Below are 18,748 nucleotides of genomic sequence, written 5' to 3'. Positions count from 1 at the left end.
TTATCGTGAATAACAGTCGTCACATGTCTTACTGGTCAGGGATCAGAAAGCGATTGCAGCGCAATAAAACAGCTATGGCCGGAGCGATCATCCTGCTTGTTTTTACACTCGGCTCGCTGCTCGCTCCCGTGATCGCCCCGCATCCCGTCGAACAGATGAACTTTGATCAACGCCTGGCTGCTCCCAGTTCTACCCATCTCTTGGGAACGGACGATTTTGGCCGGGACATTTTTTCCCGCTTGTTGCATGGCGGTCGCATCTCGCTTTTGATGGGGTTGATAACGGTAGTGTTGTCGACCACGATTGGGGTCACGCTCGGAATTATTGCCGGATATTACAGGCGTCTTGATTTGTTTATCATGCAGGGGATGGATATTCTCATGTCGCTGCCCGCCTTGCTTTTGGCGATCGCAGTCATTGCCGTGCTCGGGCCAGGATTGGCCAATGCGATGATTGCCGTCGTGATCGCGGTCATCCCGTCCTACGTGCGGGTCGTCCGTTCTGCGGTGCTGTCGATTCGGGAAAAAGAGTACATCGAAGCCGTCCGCGCTTTGGGCATCCGGGATTGGCAAATTCTTTTGAAGCACATTTTGCCGAACATCATGTCGCCGATCATCGTGTTGTCGACGATCCAGTTTGGCGTCAGTATTTTGGCTGCTGCGGCCTTGAGCTTTCTCGGTTTGGGCGCACAGCCGCCGATGCCTGAATGGGGGGCGATGGTTTTTGTCGGCAAGTCGTTTTTGAGTCAGGCTTGGTGGATGTCGATTTTCCCTGGAATGGCGATCATGCTGGTGGTTCTGGGCTTCAATCTGCTTGGGGATGGATTGCGCGACGCCCTGGACCCGAAAACGAGGTAAGGGAGGATGGACAGATGAAAGACTCTCTCTTGGAAGTCGATGACTTGCGGGTGCAGTTTCGCACGGAAAACGGTGTGCTGCCCGCCTTGCAAGGCATTTCTTTTCAGATCAAAAAAGGCGAGACAGTAGCCCTGGTAGGAGAATCCGGCTGCGGAAAAAGCGTCACCTCGCTTGCGATCATGGGGCTGTTGGCCAGCTCGTCTGCGCAAATGAAAGGGAACATCCGCTTTCGGAACAAGGAGCTTGGTCAGCTTGGGCCAAAGGAGATGCGAGAGATCAGGGGCAAAGAGATCGCCATGATTTTTCAGGAGCCGATGACTTCCCTCAATCCGGTGCACACGATCGGCAGGCAATTGGAGGAAGTGTATCGGTTGCACACCGATTTGCCGAAAAAAGAACGGCAGAACAAGGCAATCGAGATGCTGAAAAAGGTCGGAGTTCCGCGTGCCGAGGAAATTATGCGGGAATATCCGCACCAGTTGTCGGGGGGCATGAAGCAGCGGGTGATGATTGCCATGGCGATGGCCTGCAACCCGCATTTGCTGATCGCGGATGAACCGACGACAGCTCTGGACGTGACGATCCAGGCGCAAATTTTGGAGCTGATGAACGACTTGAAGGAAAAGGCCGACACGTCACTGCTCCTGATTACACACGATCTCGGCGTCGTCGCGGAGATGGCGAACCGCGTCCTGGTCATGTACTACGGAGAGATTGTGGAGGAAGCAGATGTCGCCAGCCTGTTCTCGCAGCCGCTTCATCCGTATACCGCCGGACTTTTGCGCTGTATCCCGGACTTGGATGAAGCAGAGAAAAAACGTCTCGACCCGATCGAAGGCAGCGTCCCTTTGCTCGGAGAAGTGACGCAAGGGTGTGCGTTCCGCTTTCGCTGTCCTTTGGCAGAAGAACGCTGTCATCTGGAAAAACCGCCGCTGTCAGGCAAAGGAACGCAAGCCGTCCGCTGCTGGCTGTACGCGAAAGAGGAGATGGCGGTATGAGCGAAGTTTTGTTGTCCGTAAACGATTTGAAGACGTATTTTCCGATCAAGAAAGGACTGTTCGGTCAGAGCGGCGAAGTGGTCAAGGCAGTCGATGGAGTTTCCTTCCAGTTGAAAAAAGGCGAGACGCTGGGGCTGGTCGGGGAAAGCGGCTGCGGCAAATCGACGACAGGCAGAAGCATCATGCGCTTGATTGAGCCAACAGGCGGGACGATTCATTTTGAGGATCAAGAAATAACCGCCATGCCAGAGAGTCGGTTTCGCGCGTTTCGCAAAAAAATGCAAATCGTGTTTCAGGACCCGTACGCTTCCTTGAATCCGCGCATGACCGTGCAGGGGGCTTTGGAGGAAGCGCTGGGGGTAAAAGAGCCGAAAATGTCGTCTGCCGAGCGCAGGGAGCAGGTGAAGGAACTGCTGCAACTGGTCGGGCTGAATCCGCAGTTCGCTGCCCGTTATCCGCACGAGTTCAGCGGCGGGCAACGGCAACGAATCGGGATTGCCCGGGCTTTGGCGGTGCAGCCTTCGCTGGTCGTTGCCGATGAGCCTGTGTCGGCCTTGGATGTCTCCATTCAGGCGCAAATTGTCAATCTGCTGCAAGATTTGCAGGAACGGCTTGGACTTGGCTACTTGTTTATTTCCCACGACCTGGGAGTGGTTCGGCATATCAGTGACAGAATCGCCGTCATGTATCTCGGGCGAATTGTGGAGATCGCCGACAAGAAAGATTTGTTTGCGGGCCCGCTTCATCCGTATACACAGGCATTGATGTCGGCTGTGCCGAAAGCCAATCCGTTTCGCCGCAAAGAAAGGATTGTACTGACGGGCGATGTGCCCAGTCCTTCGCGGGTTCCGGCAGGATGCTCTTTTCACACCCGCTGTCCGCACAGCACGGAAGTTTGCCGTACGATTCGTCCCGTTCCCAGCCAGGTACAGCCCCGTCATTTTGTCGCATGCCACCTATATGAAACAGAAGGGATGAAGATCATTGAAAATCGAGCGCATTGAGTTGCAGCAACTCCATATTCCACTTCGCTTCCGTTTTGAAACGAGCTTTGGCTATACGCTTGTCAAAGAGTTGATTCTGGTCAGCGTCTACGGTGAGGGCGAGGTTGGCTACGCGGAAAGCGTGGCGATGCCTGATCCTTACTATAATGAAGAAACGACCGAGACTGCCTGGCACATGATGGAGCGTTTTCTCATCCCCAAGCTGTTTGCCAACCCGATCGAGACGCCGGAAGACGTAGATCGGCTGTTCGCTCCCGTTCGCCGCAACTACATGGCTAAATCAGCGTTGGAAGGCGCGATTTGGGATTTGTACAGCAAGCAAAAAGGAATTTCTTTGGCCAGGGCGCTCGGCGGCGACAAAGCGGTGATCGACGTCGGCATCAGCATCGGAATTGAGCCGACGGTCGATCAAGTGTTGGCGAAAGTGGAACGGCACTTGGCGGAAGGCTACAAAAAAATCAAGGTAAAGATCAAGCCGGGCTTCGATGTGGAGCTGATTCGCGCGATCCGCAAGCAGTTCGGTGACGATGTGCCGCTGATGGCCGACGCCAATTCCGCTTACACGATGGAGCACGTCGATATCATGAAAGAGCTGGATCACTACGGATTGATGATGATCGAACAGCCGTTGGCTCACGATGACATCATCGACCATGCCAAGCTGCAGCGGGAGCTGTCCACGCCGATTTGTCTGGACGAGAGCATTCATAGTGTGGAAGATGCGCGAAAAGCAATCGAGTTGGGCAGCTGCGGCATTATCAATATTAAAGTCGGTCGCGTGGGCGGTTTGACCGAGTCGAAGCGGATTCACGATTTGTGCCAGGCACACGGCATTCCGGTCTGGTGCGGGGGAATGATCGAGTCCGGAGTGGGCCGCGCTCACAATATCGCCATTACGACTCTGCCGAACTTCACAATTCCGGGCGATACAGCGGCATCGAGCCGTTACTGGGAAGAAGACATCGTGGAGAACGGGGTAGAACTGATTGCTCCAGGGCAATTGGCGGTACCGGAAGGACCTGGCATCGGCTATGCACTGAACAAGCGAGCGGTCGGGAACTACGTCCTGCGTTCGCAAAATTTCCGGCCGTAGCTAGGCTTGCTTCACGATTTTTCTAAATAAAAGGGAAAAAGGGGAGAAGTAAAGATGGCGGTGTGGGTGGAATCGTTTGAGGAGTATGCGCAAAAGTTGCTTTCCCAGGCAAAAATTACAGGTGCGGCAGTTGGTTTGGCCAAGCAAGGACAGATGGACTACTTCCGCGGCTTCGGGCTTGCGGACGATACAGAAGACGCGCTGGAGCTGACGCCGGACACGGTATTTGGCATCGGCTCTGTCACGAAATCGTTTACTTGCGTTGCCATCATGCAGCTTCAGGAGCAAGGCAAGCTGCATGTCCACGATCCGGTTCGCAAATACATCCCTGAGCTGTCCACACCAAACGAAGACTATACTCGCGCGATGACGATTCATCATCTGATGACCCACACCGCAGGCTTTCCTCCATTGGATTCACTCGTCGGAGCGATGAAAAACAGCATGCTCGAAGATACGGCCAACCGCACGTTCAGCTCCGGGTTGCAATGGGACCTGGACAAAGCGGAAGCGATCGAGACTTACGACGAGTTGCTTGCCTACATGGCAAAGCTCGAATATGAGCTGCTCGGCGCTCCTGACGAACATTTCAGCTACTCCAACGACAGCTACGCCTTGCTCGGAATTATTGTCGGGCGGGTGAGCGGAATCGCGTACGAACAATTTGTCCGCGAGCACATTCTGGAGCCTGCCGGCATGACGAACAGCGCTTTTCTCATCGAGGAGCTGCCAGCAGATGCGCAGGTGGCAACTCTTTTCACCCGCAAAAGTCCTGAGGAAGGCGGCGCGGTGTTTCGCTCACCAGCTTGGTGGGACGCTCCGGCCATGCGTTCGGGAGGCTTTTTGAAATCGACCATTCGCGATTTGTTGCGCTACACGGAGTTGTTCCGCACGGGTGGTTTGGTAGGCGACAAGCGATTGCTTTCGGCGGACAGTGTCAAGGACATGACAACTCCTTACGCTCCGCTCACTCCTTTTCAAGGCTACGGGTATGGGCTGATGATCGGCAAAGATGGCCACGGCGGTACACTCATCGAGCATGGCGGGGCGATCAAAGGGGTCAGCGCGCAAATTTTTACGATTCCGGAAAGCGACACGACAGGAGCGATTCTCATGAACGTGGACGGCGGGCCTGCCACTGACCTGATGCATGGCTTGTTGAACGAGTATCGCGGCCAACCTGCTGCAACTCCTCCGTTCCCTTACGCAGACTACGAACTGCCTGTCGAGCGACTGGCTACGTATGTCGGGGAGTATCGTTCCTCGGAAGGGGCCAACGTAACCGTCGAGATCGAAGAAAACGGTTTGGTGCTCAAAGCGATGGGTGGCAAGCTTCCGCTGCGGGCGGTAGGGGAAGACGGCTTCGTGTTCAAACGGGGCGAGACAGATTCGTACATCCGGTTTTTTCGGGATGAAGCGGGCGAGATCAGCCGGATGGGCTTCGGTTTCCGGCAGTTGCCCAAAGTGTCGGTAGGAAAAGAGCAGACCGTGTAAAGACCAAACACGCGTCCTTGACAAGCATGGAAGTTGCTTGCCAGGGGCGCGTGATTTTTTCAGGTGCTGGCGCTGCACTGCTATGATCTTACGGTCTATGCCGCTACGCCGCTACGCCACTAAGCGCGAACGTTCCCCCTATGTAGACGAGGCATGGGAATGAATCGCTTCTCCCGCAGCGGAGCGCTGCCAGTCAGGGTGCTGCTCCATGTTGCGGAAGGTGCGGAACAAAAGCAGGCAAAGCGATGACAGGCTGAAAATGATTCCGCCAGCGAGCAGAAGAACGCCGGAAGTGGCCGTTTTCGAGGCCAAAAGGAACGAGCAGAGAGCGTAGCTGACCGGACCGAAGCCAAGCGACATCAGGGAGAGCAGCGACATGACGCGGCCGAGCATGGCAGAAGGGACGATAGTCTGGATGTAAGTGATGATCGGGATGTTCGTCATGCTGAGCATCATGCCGATGCAGAACATCGGGAGCAATCCGAACAAAAGCTGCTGCATGAAAAAGAGCGAGCTCATCGCGACCCCCATGCCGCCGAGGAAAAAGGGGAGCAGAATAAATTTTCCGCGAAAGCCTTTGCACAGTCCGGTCAAAATCCCTCCGACGATCGTGCCGACGCCAAGCGAGGTGCTAAGCGTGCTGTACGCGCTTCCATCCCAGCCGAGGTCTTTGACGTGCAGCGGTATCCCCATGTTGATCGGCCCGGAAAACATCATGTTGATCACGAGCGAGGTGACGAGCAGCATGGTCAGGATCGGAATCCCGTATGTAAAGCGAATCCCGCCCCATATATCCTGAAAATACGATTCTGCGCCAGAAGACGGCGAAGCGGTTGCGCGAGTCTCGTCGCGTGAGGAAGCATGCAGGCGCAAAGCGAGCAAAACCAGTGCCCCTGTGAAAAAGGCGAGCGCCAATATGACGAACATGAGCGAATAGTTGTGGGTGCGGATCAACAGCGCGGAGACGACAGGACCGCCGACCATGCTGATCTGCTGGGAAATTTCCATCATGCTGTTGGCAGGAGCGAGTTGTTCCCGAGAGACAAGGGAGGGCAGGATCGAGCTGCGAGCCGGCCAGAAGAAAGCGTCGACAGTGCCGAAAAGGGCGGCGATCCCGTAGATGAGCAGGAACAGCCATTCCAGCGACTCGCCTTGGAGAACCAGCCCAAAACCGAGCAGGATGATGCAGCGAGCCAAAAGCGAAGCGAACATGATCCACTTCCGATTCCAGCGATCTGCGGCCACTCCCCCCGCAAGCATGAACAGCAGGCGGGGAATCGACATGCAAATAAGCGCGGTTCCGAGCATCGTTTCCGATCCCGTCTGATCGACGATAAACCAGGACAACAGCAAAAAGAATGCGCCATCGGCCATGGCCGACAAGATCGTCGCACACCAGAGCAAAAGAAACGAGCGATTTTTCCACAAGGCATTAGTTGGAATCGTCGTCATCCTGTTTCGCCTCCTGCTTCTTTTTGACCACGAATTTGCTCGATATATGCTTGTAGTCGCTCGGCAAGTGCTCGTAGTTATCCGGCAAAGATTCATCTTCCGATACGTAAATGCGTTCGTCTGTCATAAAGCCGACTGTTACGATATAAAAGTTTTCCTCTGTGTCCTCCGCTTCTCCGGCGGCGATTCGCTGCAAGTGGCGTGCTTCCATATCGCCCAGCTCGTCAATCAGGGCATGGTATTTGTCAAGCCACTGCTGGATTTCGTGGCGCGGAGCTTTTATTTCTGCGTTGAAAGCGATGGCAGGGGCGCGTTTGCTTTTGTCCGCGAATTGCATGAACGATTCGTCGGGAGCGTTGTACAGGCGGGTGAGGCTTGAGCGCAAATGGTTGACCATCGCTTCCTGGAGCAGCATGCTGTTTTCGCTGAGGGAAGGGAGCAGTTCTTCACTGACTTTGAAATCGTAGGCGACCGCCCGGTAAAATTTTTGCACAATCCCGTTTTTCTCTTCGGTACGGACGACCTGGACAAAGCCCTGGCTTTCCAATTCCTTGAGATGATAGTGCACCTTGGAAGCAGAGAGGGAGAGCAAGGTAGCGAGCTGCTTGCCCGTATACGCTTCCTTTACAAGCAAGGTGATGATTTCCATCCGCAAAGCATCGCTGACGACTTTCAGTTGATCCAAAGTTTCGATGACTAAAAAACGTTTCATGGCGCACCTGCCTCATTTTAATAATCATGAACGTAATGAAATATAAAAACGTTCAATTTATTTTGAACGTATAATAACTTAAAGCCTGACTCATTGACAAGAACAATTTGCCGCTATTTTCAGGCAAGTGCTACAATGGGGAGAAAGTTGACTGGGTAAGCTTTTTGGAAAGGATGCGCGATGATGACCTTGCTACAGCACCCGATTTTTCGCCGTCTGTATGCGGCCCATATTGTTCATATTATAGGGAATGAGTTTACGTTTATTGCGGTTGTAGGGCTTTTGCACGATTTGAGCGGTTCCGGTTTGTCCTTTGCCGCAGGCACGGTATTTCGGATGGTGCCGTATGTACTGACAAGCCTGTTTTCCGGAGCGCTGGTGGAGAACTGGGACAAACGCAGAGTCATGCTGATCGTCAACCTGCTTAGGGGGATTCTTGTCAGTCTGTTTTTCTTGATCACGTCTGTGACTTATTTGTGGATCGCTTTTTTGCTGTTGATTCTCGTCAATATTTGCAGCGCCTTTTTTCAGCCTGCGATGCAGGTAGCCATCGTCAGCTCTGTTGAAGAGCGGGACCGGCTGGCAGCCAACTCGCTTTTGCAAGGGACGACTTCGTTTTTGATTATTGTTTGCCAGGGAATCGCCGCTGTACTCGTTTATCTTTTTTCCTATCGCTACAACTTTTTGCTTGATGCCGCCTGTTATTTGCTGTCCCTGTTTATTCTGCTGCGGCTTCCTCCGATCGCTGAAGCTGTGGTGCACAAGGCAGGCACGCATTTTTTCGCTCGGCTACAGGAAGGCTTCCGCTATATCGGCGGCAACAGAAGAATCGGGCAGGTTATTTTGTACCAGATGGCAGAGAGGGCCTGCGCCGCTTATTACATCATGCTGATGTTTTACGTGCTTCAGGAGCGGGGCGAAGGGCTGTACGTATTCGGTTTGCTCGACATTCCGCTGGGGCTGGGCGGCGTGATCGCCGGAATCGCCGCTGGCCGACTGGCGGAGAGATTGAATGAACAGGGCATATCTCGTTTCCAGGGCTGGGCGCTGATCGCGATGGGACTGTCGATTGTCGCGGTGTTTCATATCAAGCCGTTGCTTGGGCTTGCTGTCGCCATCCTGTTTTGTTCATTCGCGTCGTTCAGTTCTTCGATTTTGTCCGTTACCAAGCTGCAAAAGCTGGCGGACCCTGCCTTTTTGGCCCGTGTTTTCTCGATCAGGGAAATGGCGACGATGGGAGCCTTTTCAGCGAGCTGTCTCGTACTCGGCTTTTGCGCAGAACAGGTCGGGAGCGCTGCTGTTTCGGTGTGGCTTGGCTTGTTCGGTGTTGTAGCAGGTGTCATTTGGCTCTGGATCCGCAAACAATTGCATCGTTTGGAGGAGCAGGAATCGTCGGTTCATCCGGAATGAGTCTCCCCTTTGCCCTTTCCCGAATGGGCAGAGGGCTTTTTTATGATTTTCTTACTTTGTCATTTAATAAACATAAATATTGAAAATGTATGGAATTGTGTATACAATGAATGGAAACAGAGATAAAGGAAGATGCAGGATGAAAGAATTATGGAGACAGCGCGGATTTCGCTGGTATTGGCTCGGCATGTTTTTATCGGGATTGGGTGACCAGTTCGGCTGGATGGGGCTTACCTGGTTTGTGATGAACAAGACCGGATCTCCCGCTGCGATGGGGGGAGTTGTCCTGGCGTACATGCTGCCAGCCGTATTTGCGGGTTTGGTCGCGGGGGTATTGCTGGATCGGTTTGATCGCCGTAAGTTGATTATGGTGGACAATATAGCCCGCGGGGTGATTTTTATCGCTCTGGTGGCTTTGCTGCAGGTCGACCACGTTCCGCTTTTCGTGATTTACATATTGATTGTCATTGCCGGAACGCTGTCTCCGCTCAGTACAGCGGGTGCCCAGACGCTGTTGCCGAGGCTGGTGGCGGATAAAAATCATCTGGTCAAAGCGAATGGCGTCATGGAGAGTCAATGGCAAATCATCTACATGTTCGGCCCGGCGCTGGCTGGGGTGCTGATCGGATTGATTGGGGAAGCTTACGTACTGCTGATTGATGCCGCCAGCTTTTTTGTTTGCGCCCTCTGTTTCTCGCGCCTGCCAAAAGAACTGACGAAAAGCGCAAACCCCGGCGTTCCGCAAAACATGCAGGCGGGCAAGTTTTTGCGCTCGCTGTTGGTCGATATGCAAACAGGCTACCGCTACTTGTTCGGAAACAAGCAAATGGTCGCTCTCGTGTTCTTCACGTTTTTGTTCAATATGTCTTACGGGCCGATTGAGGTGGCGTTGCCGCTTTATGCCAATCAAAACTTGGAGGGTGGCTCGATTGCGCTGGGGATGCTCTGGTCGTCGCTTGCCATCGGAGCGCTGCTCGGGTCGTTGTTCTTCTCGACGATTACGTGGAAATTCCCGCTCGGGGGCACGCTTGCGGGAATCATGGTCTTGTGGGGGCTGACCACGATGCCGCTCGCTTTCTTTTCCCGGCTGGAGGTGGCGATGGTCGCGATGGCTTTGGCAGGCTTCAGTTATTCTCCTTACAACATCATGTACAGAAGTTATTTGCAAAGGCAGGTCCCGGATGCTTTGCTGGGAAGAGTGATGACGAGCATCCGGACGGTTACGGGAACGGGAATGCCGGCTGGGGCGGCAGTCTCGGGAGTGTTGATTCCTTTTCTCGGGGTACAAGGATTGTTCGGGGCAGGGGCGGTCATGTGCGTGGTGTGCGGCTTGTTCGCCTTCGGAATGCTGCGGGACCTCAAAAATCAGTCACTTGCGATTGAGGAGCGGGGAAACTAGCTGTTTCAAACGCTGCGGCAGCAGGCTGTAAAGCACGGATAGCATCTTCAGGCGAAAAGGCATGGCTACTTCCGGACGCTTTTTCTCCACCGCTTTGTAAATCAGGCGGGCCGTGTCGTCGGGAGAGAGCAAGTAACGGGCTACTTTGCTGCGATACGCTCCTGTCCGGTCCGCTTTTTCCAAAAAAGGCGTATCGATCGGGCCGGGAAGGGCACAGGTCACATGGACGCCGCTTCCTGCAAGCTCATGCTGCAAGCCTTCGCTGAACCGGATCACGGCGGCTTTGCTCGCGGCGTATACGGATGCTTTGGCGGTAGCGACCTGACCTGCGAGCGAGGCGACGTTGACGATATGTCCCTGCTGATGATCGAGCATCATCGGCAAAAAAGCGCGAGTGGTGTACATGACGCCGGCAATGTTCGTTCGCAACGTCTCTTCCAGTTCGTCGATCGTCATGTCGACGAGCGGCTCGAACACAGCGACGCCCGCATTGTTGTACAAAAGGTCGCACGCTCCGAAGCGCACATGCACCCAGGCTGCAAAGCGCCGGACGTCCTCGTTGTTTCCGACGTGGAGCGCATAGGAAAACAATCGCTCCCGATTGGCGGAAGAAATGGACAGCGACTCATGATTTACGGGTTTACGCGATGCTGCGATGACCAGATCGCCTTTTTCCAGATGCAAGCGGGTCAGCGCCTGACCTAGACCGCCAGACGCTCCGGTGATGACGACTACGCGGGGTGTATGCATGGCTCCCCCTCTTTTCTGTATCGTTTGTGGTTGTTTGTTTTTCACAAGTATATCCCTTAGACGAATGGTGAAGGATAGCGTCTAGGAGGTGAATCCAAATGCCACAAGTAAAATGCAGCGTAGCAAACTGTGAGTATTGGGCGCAAGGCAATATTTGCAGCGCCGACGAAATCATGGTGGAGATCGACGCCCACGCGAACGCCAACCTGAAGGAAGAGTTTGCGGGTGAGTATGGTCAAAATGACCATAAAGATCAAGCAACCACTTCGTCTGAAACCTGTTGTCTGACGTTCAAGCCGAAGAAATCGGCAAAGTAAGGCTTGGACGTCCAAAAAGACGTATCCCGACAAGGAGATACGTCTTTTTGCTGCATACACTTAGACACGGGCTTGTCCAAGCGACAATGTCTTGATTTTGTGGTCGACTTCCTCCCAGGAGGTCACGCGGTGCACAAGCTCAGGGAGGCGGGCCTGATTGTACGGTGTATCAAACAAAAACACGGGAATTTGCAAGGCTTCCGACAGTTGCAGGGCATTTTCCAGCCGATCTTCCAGGAACAGATCCACGCCCCACTTTTGGGCAGCGGCAAGCTTGTCGTGGGAGCCGACCAAATCCACTTCATGGTAAGGGATTTGATAACGGGCAAACCAGTTCAGCGTCACATCGTGATGGTGCGCTTCCCTGGCGCTGATGTAAATCAGCTTGTGCAACGGATACCAGTTGCGCAACACCTGATCGGCAATGCCGTGAACAGGCGCTTCGTCGTACAGGCGTTCACCATTTTGGGCGAGCCAGTTGTCAAACTCCTCGTCTGTAATCTGATACACGTTGGCCAAATTGTACTCCAGACAGTCTTCATATCGTAAATCTCTGCCAAAGCTTTCATTCATCAACGGCACAATACTGCTGGGTGAAGTGACCGTTCCGTCAATATCAATGCCAATGGTTAGGAACTTCTCTGGTTTCATCCTCTCGCCTCCAGTTTAAATTGTACACCGCAGGCAGACAATAAGGCTACTTCCTTCACTAACAAATCCTTTACCAAAAAAGGGGCTGAGCATGGTATGTTGGATCGACACGAACGCATGAATGCGAAGCGGAAGGAAGATACCGGCTTTTCCGACACGGTAGATCAGCACGACAGGGAGTTTGCAGTAGACACCTGGACCCAGGCCGCTTTCGACGAAGATGAGGAACGCTCAAGGCGAAGGATTCACTACGATCCTCACTCTTTGACAGAGCGTTATTCCGGCGAAGAGGACAGGGTGGAGAACGACTTTTCGGAGCGATTGGATGGCGTTGTACTGACGAGGGAAGACCGCGCGCCGGTCACCGTGAGAAGAGACGACGACATCGAGGCAGCGGCGGAAATCGCCGAGCCGATTCCTTCGCGTCGTTCTGTGCGTGAGATCAGCGATGACGAAGATAGCCGGGAAAGCGGAGCCAGCGGTATCGGCATGACAGGTCTGGGGCTATCGATCCTGTCCCTGTTCCTGATGCCGTATCTCGTGGCGCCAATCGGGATGGTGCTTGGCTATTTGGCGTATCGACGCGATTCGAGAACGCTGGGGGCGTGGGCGATGATTGTAGGTGCGATCTCCATTTTGGGAGCTTTGGTCATCTACCCGTACTACACGGCCCGGTAGTAACCAGCAGCAGACCGCAAAAAGCAAAAAGCCTCCTTCGCGCTGCAACAGCCGAAGAGGCTTTTTGTTTTGACGTCGCCCTCGATCAGCTTGTGTAAAAACGGGATTGATACGGTGTGATCGCAGCGATGACGGCTTCGCAAAAAATATCGGAACGGTTGAGGCGGTCGTTGGTCAAAAGCGCGTAAGCTCCGCCGCGATGGTTGCTTCCGCTCGTTTGGCCCCACTCGTCCATAATCACGCTCAGTTCCGTCTTTTCTGCCACAATGCGCTCAATCGCCTGTTTGGGCATGGGAAAAGCCAGACCTTTGCCCAAAAACAGCTGCTTTCCGTCCCAGGCTGCGCACACCGAGATCAAATACCATTGTCCGGTAAACGCTTCGTCATACATCAGGCCGCCTTCCAGACCAAGCCCGATTTGCGCCTCCGGAGCAAGGGCGAGAGCCGCTTTTGCCCGATTGATGGCTCCGGTAATCGTTTCTTGTTCGCTCATGGGCTGGGCAGGCACTCCCGAAGGAACGGCGAGACAAATCGGGTCGATGCCCGTGGCTTTTTGTACGGCCAGCCGCTTTGCTTCGTTTTTCGTGCCGAGCACATAGCGTAATGTTGCGTCATTCATTGGATCAAATGTCACCTCGACAGTTAGCGGTTGCTCTTGATTACTGGTAGTATACCACTTCCCCCAAACGGAAGTTGTTGTGTTAAGATAAGTCCATATATAAAGAGAGTCAGAAATTACAGAGAAAACGGGGAGTGGCAGATGAAATTTACCAAATTGCATGGCTTGGGCAACGACTATGTGTACGTCAACTGTTTCGAGGAAACGTTGGCGGGAGTGGATCTTCCCGAACTGGCAAGACGGGTAAGCGATCGCAACTTCGGCATTGGCGGAGACGGCCTGATTTTGATTCTTCCGTCAGAGCGCGCTGATTTTCGCATGCGCGTATTCAACAACGACGGAAGCGAGGCAAAAAACTGCGGCAACGGCCTGCGCTGTGTGAGCAAATACGTGTACGATCACGGCTTGACTGCGCAAACCACGTTTACGGTAGAAACATGGGGCGGGATGATGAAGCCGGTTGTCTCTGTCGGGGCTGACGGCAAAGTGGAGCAAGTTACGATTGATATGGGAGAGCCGCGCTTTGAACGCTCGGCGATTCCGATGACAGGCATACCGGAAGAGCAGGCGCACGAAGAGGTGCTGGAAGTGGACGGGGCTGTGTTTACGATGACGGCTGTATCCATGGGCAATCCGCACGCGATTATTTTCATGGACGAAGTGTGCGACGAAGATGTGCGCACGTACGGACCGAAGATCGAGTTCCATGAATGGTTCCCGGAACGCACCAACGTTGAATTTATCCAAATATTGAATCGGGAAGAGATCTTGTTCCGCGTCTGGGAGCGGGGATCTGGCGTGACCCTCGCGTGCGGAACCGGAGCTTGTGCAGCGGCCGTCGCAGCGGCGCTCGCTGGCAAGGTCGACAGAGCGGTGACCGTGCATTTGGCAGGAGGAGACCTGTTTATCGATTGGCGGGAAGAAGACAATCGCGTCTACATGACAGGGCCAGCCACAGAAGTGTTCCAAGGTGTGTACAGCGGGCCTATTCCTTATAAATAAGCAAACAGGAAAAAGCCGTTCCAGTCATGACGATGGAACGGCTTTTCGCCTGTCAGTTGCCTATTTTCCTGCCGCAATCCGAATCGCGGCTTGGTGGTCGGGGTCAATCAGGTTGTCTTTGTGGCGCAGGCTGCCAGGGAAGTGAATATCAAAATGCCCGTCAAAAGCATTGTCCGTTATATACTCGATGCTGTGCGGCATGGAGGACATGGAGGCGGCCAGACGTCGACCATCGACTTCCACGATGACAGGCCGGATGCTCCAGGAAAAATTGCCGCCCCAAATGCTTTTGATGGTAGCACTGTCCGCTGAAGTCAACGGTTCCGTGTCAGAATGGGAAGCGCCGATCGTGCGTTTGACCATGAAGCTTTTGCCCGTGGCAAAATCGGTCACTTTTGCAGTCGCATTGATCGGGAACAAATACTGGGCCGCTTCAAACCAGTCCAGATACTCACCGTACTTGGCTCCTGCTGTCTCGGTTTTTGGAATATGGTGCACAGGAACAGTTACGATTTGACCGATCTGCAAGTAATCGGATTCGCTCAGCTTGTTGGCTTGCAAAAACTCGGTAAACGGGATGCCGTGGGCAATCGAAATCGTCCAAGGCGTATCTCCTTTGGCAACCTGATAGCGAGTGTTCTCTACCCAAGGCTTGTCCGGCTCAGGCTTGGGCGCAGGCGCAGGTGTCTCGGTGGCCGGCTCTTGCTTGGGGATCAGCAGCTTTTGCCCGATGAGAATTTCCGTCGTTTGCAGTTTGTTTGTATTCACAATAGTTTGAATGCTTACGCCGTGGTTGTAGGCGATTTTCCACAGGACGTCGCCTGCTTTGACCGTATAAACGGTGGAACGCGGGGGTATGTACAGCGTTTGTCCGACCATGATCATGTCCGATTGCAACTGGTTAGCCAGTTTGAGCTGTTCGACCGTGATCTGGTTTTTGTACGCGATATTGCCGAGTGTGTCTCCAGGGACGACCTGAATCGTTTGGGCAAAGGCGGATGTAGCAGGGAGCAAGCCAGCAACCAGAGTAGCTTGCAGGGCGAGACGTTTCCAGCGCGTTGTTTTGAACATGAAAGCCTCCTCGATGCCGTAGCGTGGTGTGGTGGTTCATCTTGATTGTACGCAGTGGGAACCGTTGCTTTCATCAGGTAAATCTACCCTCGATTGGTCGCCTCTCCCAGCAGAGGTGAAAACTCCTCCTTTTCCAAATGAAAAATTAACCGAAAATTGTGCTTATAGACATAAAAATAGCGTGGAAGCGGCCAAATCGTCTTGCCCGCACCCACGCTATCGCAAATAAAATAAGCGAAAAGTCACCCGTTGTACACCTCATTTAGATATGCGACATCATTTTGGTCGTATTGAGGGGTACTTTTGTTCATTTTGGCCAGTTCAGCCTGCAATCTTTTCAGTTCTGCTTCCATCTTGTTGATTTTTTCTTGCATCGCTTGTGTTGTCATCGCTGCTCTCTCCTTGTTCCCGTGTAGGTATCTTTTTTCTAAATTTATTGACAATTCTAACGAAAGGCTATCGCATTGTAAATAGCTTAAATTTGGATGTAAGCGCTTTAGTTGTGAAAAGAATGTGAACGCTTGCTCAGGCTTGGCTAAAAACGACTGGTTGCCTGCAAAAAGCAGGGGAAAATAATCAGGAAGTACACTCGGGTAGTATGTTCCACATGGACAGTCGTGTTATGATGAAGGGTAGACTTAGGGCAGCTCGCCCTCAGGAAGGTGTGGACTGGTGATTTACTTAGACAACAGTGCGACAACCCGGCCTCATCCAGGGGTCATTGAGACAGTAAAACGGGCGATGGAAAACTATTATGGAAATCCGTCCTCTTTGCATCAAAAAGGGGTGGAAGCCGAAAACGTACTCAAGCAGGCGCGGAAGGTTGCTGCACAGTACCTGGGCTGCAAAGAAGGGGAAATCATTTTTACCTCCGGAGGCACAGAAAGCAATAATACGGCAATCAAGGGCATTGCCTTTCAATATCAGAACAGAGGGAAGCATATTGTTACCACACAAGTCGAGCATCCGGCTGTCTACGATGTGTGCAAGCAGCTGGAGGGGATCGGGTTTGCCGTGACTTATCTGCCTGTGGATCGCGAAGGGCGCGTGTCTGTCGAGGATGTAAAGCGTGCGCTCCGTCCGGACACGATTCTCGTATCTGTCATGCATGTGAACAATGAGTTGGGAACGATTCAGCCCGTGGAAGAAATCGGACAGTGGCTAAAGCAGTATCCGAAGGTTTTGTTCCATGTGGATGCCGTCCAGGGGATCGGCAAAGTGCCGCTGTCTCTGCACGACTCCGGCATCGATCTGTTGAGTGTGTCCGCCCACAAGTTCTATGGCCCGCGGGGAGTGGGCATCCTGTATAAACGCGAAGGATTGATTATCCACCCGTTGATGATGGGCGGCGGACAAGAAGCTGGGGTGCGCTCGGGAACGGAAAACCTTCCGGCGATCGCTGGCATGGCCAAAGCCATTCGGGTTTTGGAGGAGCTGGGCAAGGACGAAGCCGGGAGACTGCAAAGCCTGAACCAACGGCTGCGCGAAGGCATTGAGCGAATCGAGGGCTGTATCGTCAACACGCCGCAGCAAGGGGCAGCTCCGCACATTATGAACTTGTCCGTACCGGGAGTAAAAGCGGAAGTGTTGCTGCACGCTTTGGAAGAGAGAGGCTTTCTCGTCTCGACCAAGTCAGCCTGCTCGTCTAAAGCGAATGAGCCAAGCAGAGTGTTGACGGCTGTCGGGATTGAACGGGATTGTGCCCTGTCATCTTTGCGCATCAGCCTGGGCAGGGAAAATACGCGTGAGGAGATCGAGCAGTTCCTGACCGCGCTGGAAGCGTGCGTAGAAACCTTGCGCTCGTTTATCAAGCCGCAAACGGTCCCGGATCGCAGAAAATAAGAGAAGAGAACCAATTCAAAGGAGATTATCATGAACTACGATGTTATTTTGATTCGCTACGGCGAGCTTGCTCTTAAAGGCAAAAACCGCGATCAGTTTGAAGAAGCGCTGGTCAGAAGTGTGAAAAGCGTGCTGCGCTCCTTTTTCAAAGTAAAGGTGAGACGCAACTACGGGCGCATGTATGTCGAGCTGCATGGCGAGGATGCTTATGCGGTCATGGAACGGTTGAAGCGCGTTTTCGGCATCTCTTCCTTTAGTCCGACCGTTCAAGTGGACCCGGATATCGAGACGATCAAGGAAAAAGCGCTGGAAATGGTCCGTCAATTGCAGCCGGAACCGCGTACGTTCCGCGTGGTCACCCGTCGTGCGGACAAGCGCTACCCGATTCCTTCCATGGAAGTGAACCGAATCGTCGGTACCCACATTTTGCGGGCGCTGCCTGCGATCAAAGTAGATGTGCACGAGCCTGAAACGATCGTCAATGTGGAAATTCGCGCAGAAGGCACGTATTTAAGCTGCGAAACGATTCCGGGGCCAGGCGGCTTGCCAGTAGGCGTGAGCGGAAAAGTGCTGCTGCTTTTGTCGGGGGGAATCGACAGCCCTGTAGCTGGCTGGATGATGCTGAAGCGCGGAGTTACGCTGGAAGCGATCCACTTCCACAGCTATCCGTTCACCAGCGAGCGCGCTTTGCAAAAGGTGCGTGACTTGGCCCAAAAACTGACCAAGTGGGGCGGAACCGTCAAGCTGCACGTTGTTCCTTTTACCGAGATTCAAACCGCGATCCGCGAAAAGTGTCCGGAAGATTATTTGATCACGATCATGCGCCGCTTCATGATGCGCATTTCCGAGCGTGTGGCGGAAAACACGAAAGCAAAGGCTCTGGCGACAGGCGAAAGTCTCGGACAGGTAGCTTCGCAAACATTGGAGAGCATGGACACGATCAACAAGGTGATTTCCATTCCCATGCTTCGTCCGCTCATCGGGATGGACAAGGTCGACATTACCGATCTCTCGCGTAAAATCGATACGTATGAGCTGTCCATTTTGCCGTATGAAGACTGCTGCACGGTGTTTACCCCGAAAAATCCGGTAACCAGACCGAAACCGTATCTGGCTGCCAAATTTGAAGAAGTGCTGGATGTGGACGCTCTAGTGGAAAAGGCAGTAGCAGGCACTGTCATCGAAGAAATCACAACCAAGCCGAAAGAAACGACGACGGATTTGTTTTAGCCGATAGAGAAAAATGCGTGACGGGGGAGAAGAGTCATGATTATCCGCTATGAGCGAAACGGCAAAATCAAGCATGGGTGGATGGTAGCAGAAAATCAGAAGGTTCGGGTGATCGAAGGGGATATTTATAAAATCCAAACAGCCAAACCGATCATGACGGGACTGGAGC

20 protein-coding genes (1 of these 20 only partly in view) are annotated in these 18,748 nt (G+C 53.3%); 13 read left to right on the top strand and 7 right to left on the bottom strand.

Annotated features, from left to right (window positions below; translation table 11 throughout):
* The first annotated feature begins 2 nt into the window (after positions 1–2).
* The 5 genes from HP435_RS19905 to HP435_RS19885 are packed head-to-tail and all read left to right on the top strand — an operon-like array spanning position 3 to position 5,446.
* Complete coding sequence (locus HP435_RS19905; protein WP_122964041.1) at positions 3–857, top strand: ABC transporter permease; 855 nt, start codon at positions 3–5, stop codon at positions 855–857.
* Between the two features lie 14 nt (positions 858–871).
* Positions 872–1,855 carry an ABC transporter ATP-binding protein gene (locus HP435_RS19900; RefSeq protein WP_173599879.1) on the top strand — a complete coding sequence of 328 codons (984 nt, stop codon included), beginning with the start codon at positions 872–874 and terminating at the stop codon, positions 1,853–1,855.
* Positions 1,852–2,859 carry an ABC transporter ATP-binding protein gene (locus tag HP435_RS19895; RefSeq protein ID WP_173598195.1) on the top strand — a complete coding sequence of 336 codons (1,008 nt, stop codon included), beginning with the start codon at positions 1,852–1,854 and terminating at the stop codon, positions 2,857–2,859. The genes HP435_RS19900 and HP435_RS19895 overlap by 4 nt, the downstream gene beginning before the upstream one ends.
* Positions 2,840–3,952, top strand: a complete 1,113-nt coding sequence (menC, locus tag HP435_RS19890) for an o-succinylbenzoate synthase (RefSeq protein WP_173598194.1) — start codon at positions 2,840–2,842, stop codon at positions 3,950–3,952. Before HP435_RS19895 ends, menC begins: the two co-directional genes overlap by 20 nt.
* Before the next feature lie 54 nt (positions 3,953–4,006).
* Entirely contained in the window at positions 4,007–5,446 is a 1,440-nt protein-coding gene (locus HP435_RS19885) for a serine hydrolase (RefSeq protein WP_173599878.1), read from the top strand.
* A gap of 138 nt (positions 5,447–5,584) precedes the next feature.
* Here HP435_RS19885 and HP435_RS19880 read toward each other — a convergent pair whose 3' ends face one another.
* Together HP435_RS19880 and HP435_RS19875 are read right to left on the bottom strand one after the other, a co-directional pair.
* Positions 5,585–6,898 (bottom strand): MFS transporter, encoded by a 1,314-nt coding sequence (locus tag HP435_RS19880; RefSeq protein ID WP_173599877.1) that lies wholly within the window; start codon positions 6,896–6,898, stop codon positions 5,585–5,587.
* Complete coding sequence (locus HP435_RS19875; protein ID WP_173599876.1) at positions 6,879–7,610, bottom strand: ArsR/SmtB family transcription factor; 732 nt, start codon at positions 7,608–7,610, stop codon at positions 6,879–6,881. The genes HP435_RS19880 and HP435_RS19875 overlap by 20 nt, the downstream gene beginning before the upstream one ends.
* Before the next feature lie 180 nt (positions 7,611–7,790).
* Here HP435_RS19875 and HP435_RS19870 point away from each other — a divergent pair, with 180 nt between their 5' ends.
* Together HP435_RS19870 and HP435_RS19865 are read left to right on the top strand one after the other, a co-directional pair.
* Positions 7,791–9,020 carry an MFS transporter gene (locus tag HP435_RS19870; RefSeq protein ID WP_229049713.1) on the top strand — a complete coding sequence of 410 codons (1,230 nt, stop codon included), beginning with the start codon at positions 7,791–7,793 and terminating at the stop codon, positions 9,018–9,020.
* A 139-nt stretch (positions 9,021–9,159) separates the two neighbouring features.
* Positions 9,160–10,419, top strand: coding sequence for an MFS transporter (locus HP435_RS19865; protein ID WP_122964049.1), 1,260 nt, complete (start codon positions 9,160–9,162; stop codon positions 10,417–10,419).
* Here HP435_RS19865 and HP435_RS19860 read toward each other — a convergent pair.
* Positions 10,390–11,169, bottom strand: a complete 780-nt coding sequence (locus HP435_RS19860) for an SDR family NAD(P)-dependent oxidoreductase (RefSeq protein ID WP_173599874.1) — start codon at positions 11,167–11,169, stop codon at positions 10,390–10,392. The genes HP435_RS19865 and HP435_RS19860 overlap by 30 nt on opposite strands.
* Before the next feature lie 98 nt (positions 11,170–11,267).
* Here HP435_RS19860 and HP435_RS19855 point away from each other — a divergent pair, with 98 nt between their 5' ends.
* On the top strand, positions 11,268–11,486 hold the full coding sequence (locus tag HP435_RS19855) for a DUF1540 domain-containing protein (RefSeq protein ID WP_063228159.1): 219 nt from the start codon (positions 11,268–11,270) through the stop codon (positions 11,484–11,486).
* 60 nt (positions 11,487–11,546) lie between these two features.
* On the opposite strand, the gene HP435_RS19850 is transcribed toward HP435_RS19855, so the two are convergent.
* Entirely contained in the window at positions 11,547–12,137 is a 591-nt protein-coding gene (locus HP435_RS19850; RefSeq protein ID WP_122964051.1) for a hypothetical protein, read from the bottom strand.
* A gap of 96 nt (positions 12,138–12,233) precedes the next feature.
* Here HP435_RS19850 and HP435_RS19845 point away from each other — a divergent pair, with 96 nt between their 5' ends.
* A complete protein-coding gene (locus HP435_RS19845) occupies positions 12,234–12,815 on the top strand; it encodes a DUF456 domain-containing protein (protein WP_122964052.1) in 582 nt (193 codons plus the stop codon).
* An 85-nt stretch (positions 12,816–12,900) separates the two neighbouring features.
* On the opposite strand, the gene HP435_RS19840 is transcribed toward HP435_RS19845, so the two are convergent.
* Positions 12,901–13,434, bottom strand: a complete 534-nt coding sequence (locus HP435_RS19840; protein ID WP_173599873.1) for a DUF84 family protein — start codon at positions 13,432–13,434, stop codon at positions 12,901–12,903.
* Positions 13,435–13,575: 141 nt separating this feature from the next.
* Here HP435_RS19840 and dapF point away from each other — a divergent pair, with 141 nt between their 5' ends.
* Complete coding sequence (gene dapF / locus HP435_RS19835; protein WP_173599872.1) at positions 13,576–14,436, top strand: diaminopimelate epimerase; 861 nt, start codon at positions 13,576–13,578, stop codon at positions 14,434–14,436.
* A gap of 60 nt (positions 14,437–14,496) precedes the next feature.
* On the opposite strand, the gene HP435_RS19830 is transcribed toward dapF, so the two are convergent.
* Together HP435_RS19830 and HP435_RS19825 are read right to left on the bottom strand one after the other, a co-directional pair.
* Complete coding sequence (locus HP435_RS19830; protein ID WP_173599871.1) at positions 14,497–15,507, bottom strand: LysM peptidoglycan-binding domain-containing protein; 1,011 nt, start codon at positions 15,505–15,507, stop codon at positions 14,497–14,499.
* 242 nt (positions 15,508–15,749) lie between these two features.
* Positions 15,750–15,896 carry a hypothetical protein gene (locus tag HP435_RS19825; protein ID WP_167470278.1) on the bottom strand — a complete coding sequence of 49 codons (147 nt, stop codon included), beginning with the start codon at positions 15,894–15,896 and terminating at the stop codon, positions 15,750–15,752.
* Positions 15,897–16,179: 283 nt separating this feature from the next.
* Here HP435_RS19825 and HP435_RS19820 point away from each other — a divergent pair, with 283 nt between their 5' ends.
* The 3 genes in view from HP435_RS19820 to HP435_RS19810 are tightly spaced (at most 36 nt apart) and all read left to right on the top strand, a layout consistent with a single transcriptional unit that may run on beyond the window.
* Entirely contained in the window at positions 16,180–17,349 is a 1,170-nt protein-coding gene (locus HP435_RS19820) for a cysteine desulfurase family protein (protein WP_173598190.1), read from the top strand.
* Positions 17,350–17,379: 30 nt separating this feature from the next.
* On the top strand, positions 17,380–18,579 hold the full coding sequence (gene thiI / locus HP435_RS19815; protein ID WP_122964057.1) for a tRNA uracil 4-sulfurtransferase ThiI: 1,200 nt from the start codon (positions 17,380–17,382) through the stop codon (positions 18,577–18,579).
* A 36-nt stretch (positions 18,580–18,615) separates the two neighbouring features.
* Positions 18,616–18,748, top strand: partial view of a fumarylacetoacetate hydrolase family protein gene (locus tag HP435_RS19810; protein ID WP_173599870.1) — the beginning only. 644 nt of this gene lie beyond the right edge of the window; the window shows 133 of its 777 coding nt (coding positions 1–133); it begins with the start codon at positions 18,616–18,618; the stop codon falls past the right edge of the window.

The organism is Brevibacillus sp. HD3.3A, from assembly GCF_013284375.2.
GTDB lineage: Bacteria > Bacillota > Bacilli > Brevibacillales > Brevibacillaceae > Brevibacillus > Brevibacillus parabrevis.
Note: the sequence above shows the minus strand (reverse complement) of the source record. Positions and strands in the feature narration are given on the sequence as shown.

Coding starts and splice junctions, on each gene's coding strand:
- thiI (WP_122964057.1), top strand. CDS start 17,380: ATGAACTACGATGTTATTTTGATTCGCTACGGCGAGCTTGCTCTTAAA.
- HP435_RS19855 (WP_063228159.1), top strand. CDS start 11,268: ATGCCACAAGTAAAATGCAGCGTAGCAAACTGTGAGTATTGGGCGCAA.
- HP435_RS19850 (WP_122964051.1), bottom strand. CDS start 12,137: ATGAAACCAGAGAAGTTCCTAACCATTGGCATTGATATTGACGGAACG.
- HP435_RS19880 (WP_173599877.1), bottom strand. CDS start 6,898: ATGACGACGATTCCAACTAATGCCTTGTGGAAAAATCGCTCGTTTCTT.
- HP435_RS19865 (WP_122964049.1), top strand. CDS start 9,160: ATGAAAGAATTATGGAGACAGCGCGGATTTCGCTGGTATTGGCTCGGC.
- HP435_RS19895 (WP_173598195.1), top strand. CDS start 1,852: ATGAGCGAAGTTTTGTTGTCCGTAAACGATTTGAAGACGTATTTTCCG.
- HP435_RS19845 (WP_122964052.1), top strand. CDS start 12,234: ATGTTGGATCGACACGAACGCATGAATGCGAAGCGGAAGGAAGATACC.
- HP435_RS19870 (WP_229049713.1), top strand. CDS start 7,791: ATGATGACCTTGCTACAGCACCCGATTTTTCGCCGTCTGTATGCGGCC.
- HP435_RS19885 (WP_173599878.1), top strand. CDS start 4,007: ATGGCGGTGTGGGTGGAATCGTTTGAGGAGTATGCGCAAAAGTTGCTT.
- HP435_RS19900 (WP_173599879.1), top strand. CDS start 872: ATGAAAGACTCTCTCTTGGAAGTCGATGACTTGCGGGTGCAGTTTCGC.
- HP435_RS19840 (WP_173599873.1), bottom strand. CDS start 13,434: ATGAATGACGCAACATTACGCTATGTGCTCGGCACGAAAAACGAAGCA.
- HP435_RS19825 (WP_167470278.1), bottom strand. CDS start 15,896: ATGACAACACAAGCGATGCAAGAAAAAATCAACAAGATGGAAGCAGAA.
- HP435_RS19830 (WP_173599871.1), bottom strand. CDS start 15,507: ATGTTCAAAACAACGCGCTGGAAACGTCTCGCCCTGCAAGCTACTCTG.
- dapF (WP_173599872.1), top strand. CDS start 13,576: ATGAAATTTACCAAATTGCATGGCTTGGGCAACGACTATGTGTACGTC.
- HP435_RS19875 (WP_173599876.1), bottom strand. CDS start 7,610: ATGAAACGTTTTTTAGTCATCGAAACTTTGGATCAACTGAAAGTCGTC.
- HP435_RS19860 (WP_173599874.1), bottom strand. CDS start 11,169: ATGCATACACCCCGCGTAGTCGTCATCACCGGAGCGTCTGGCGGTCTA.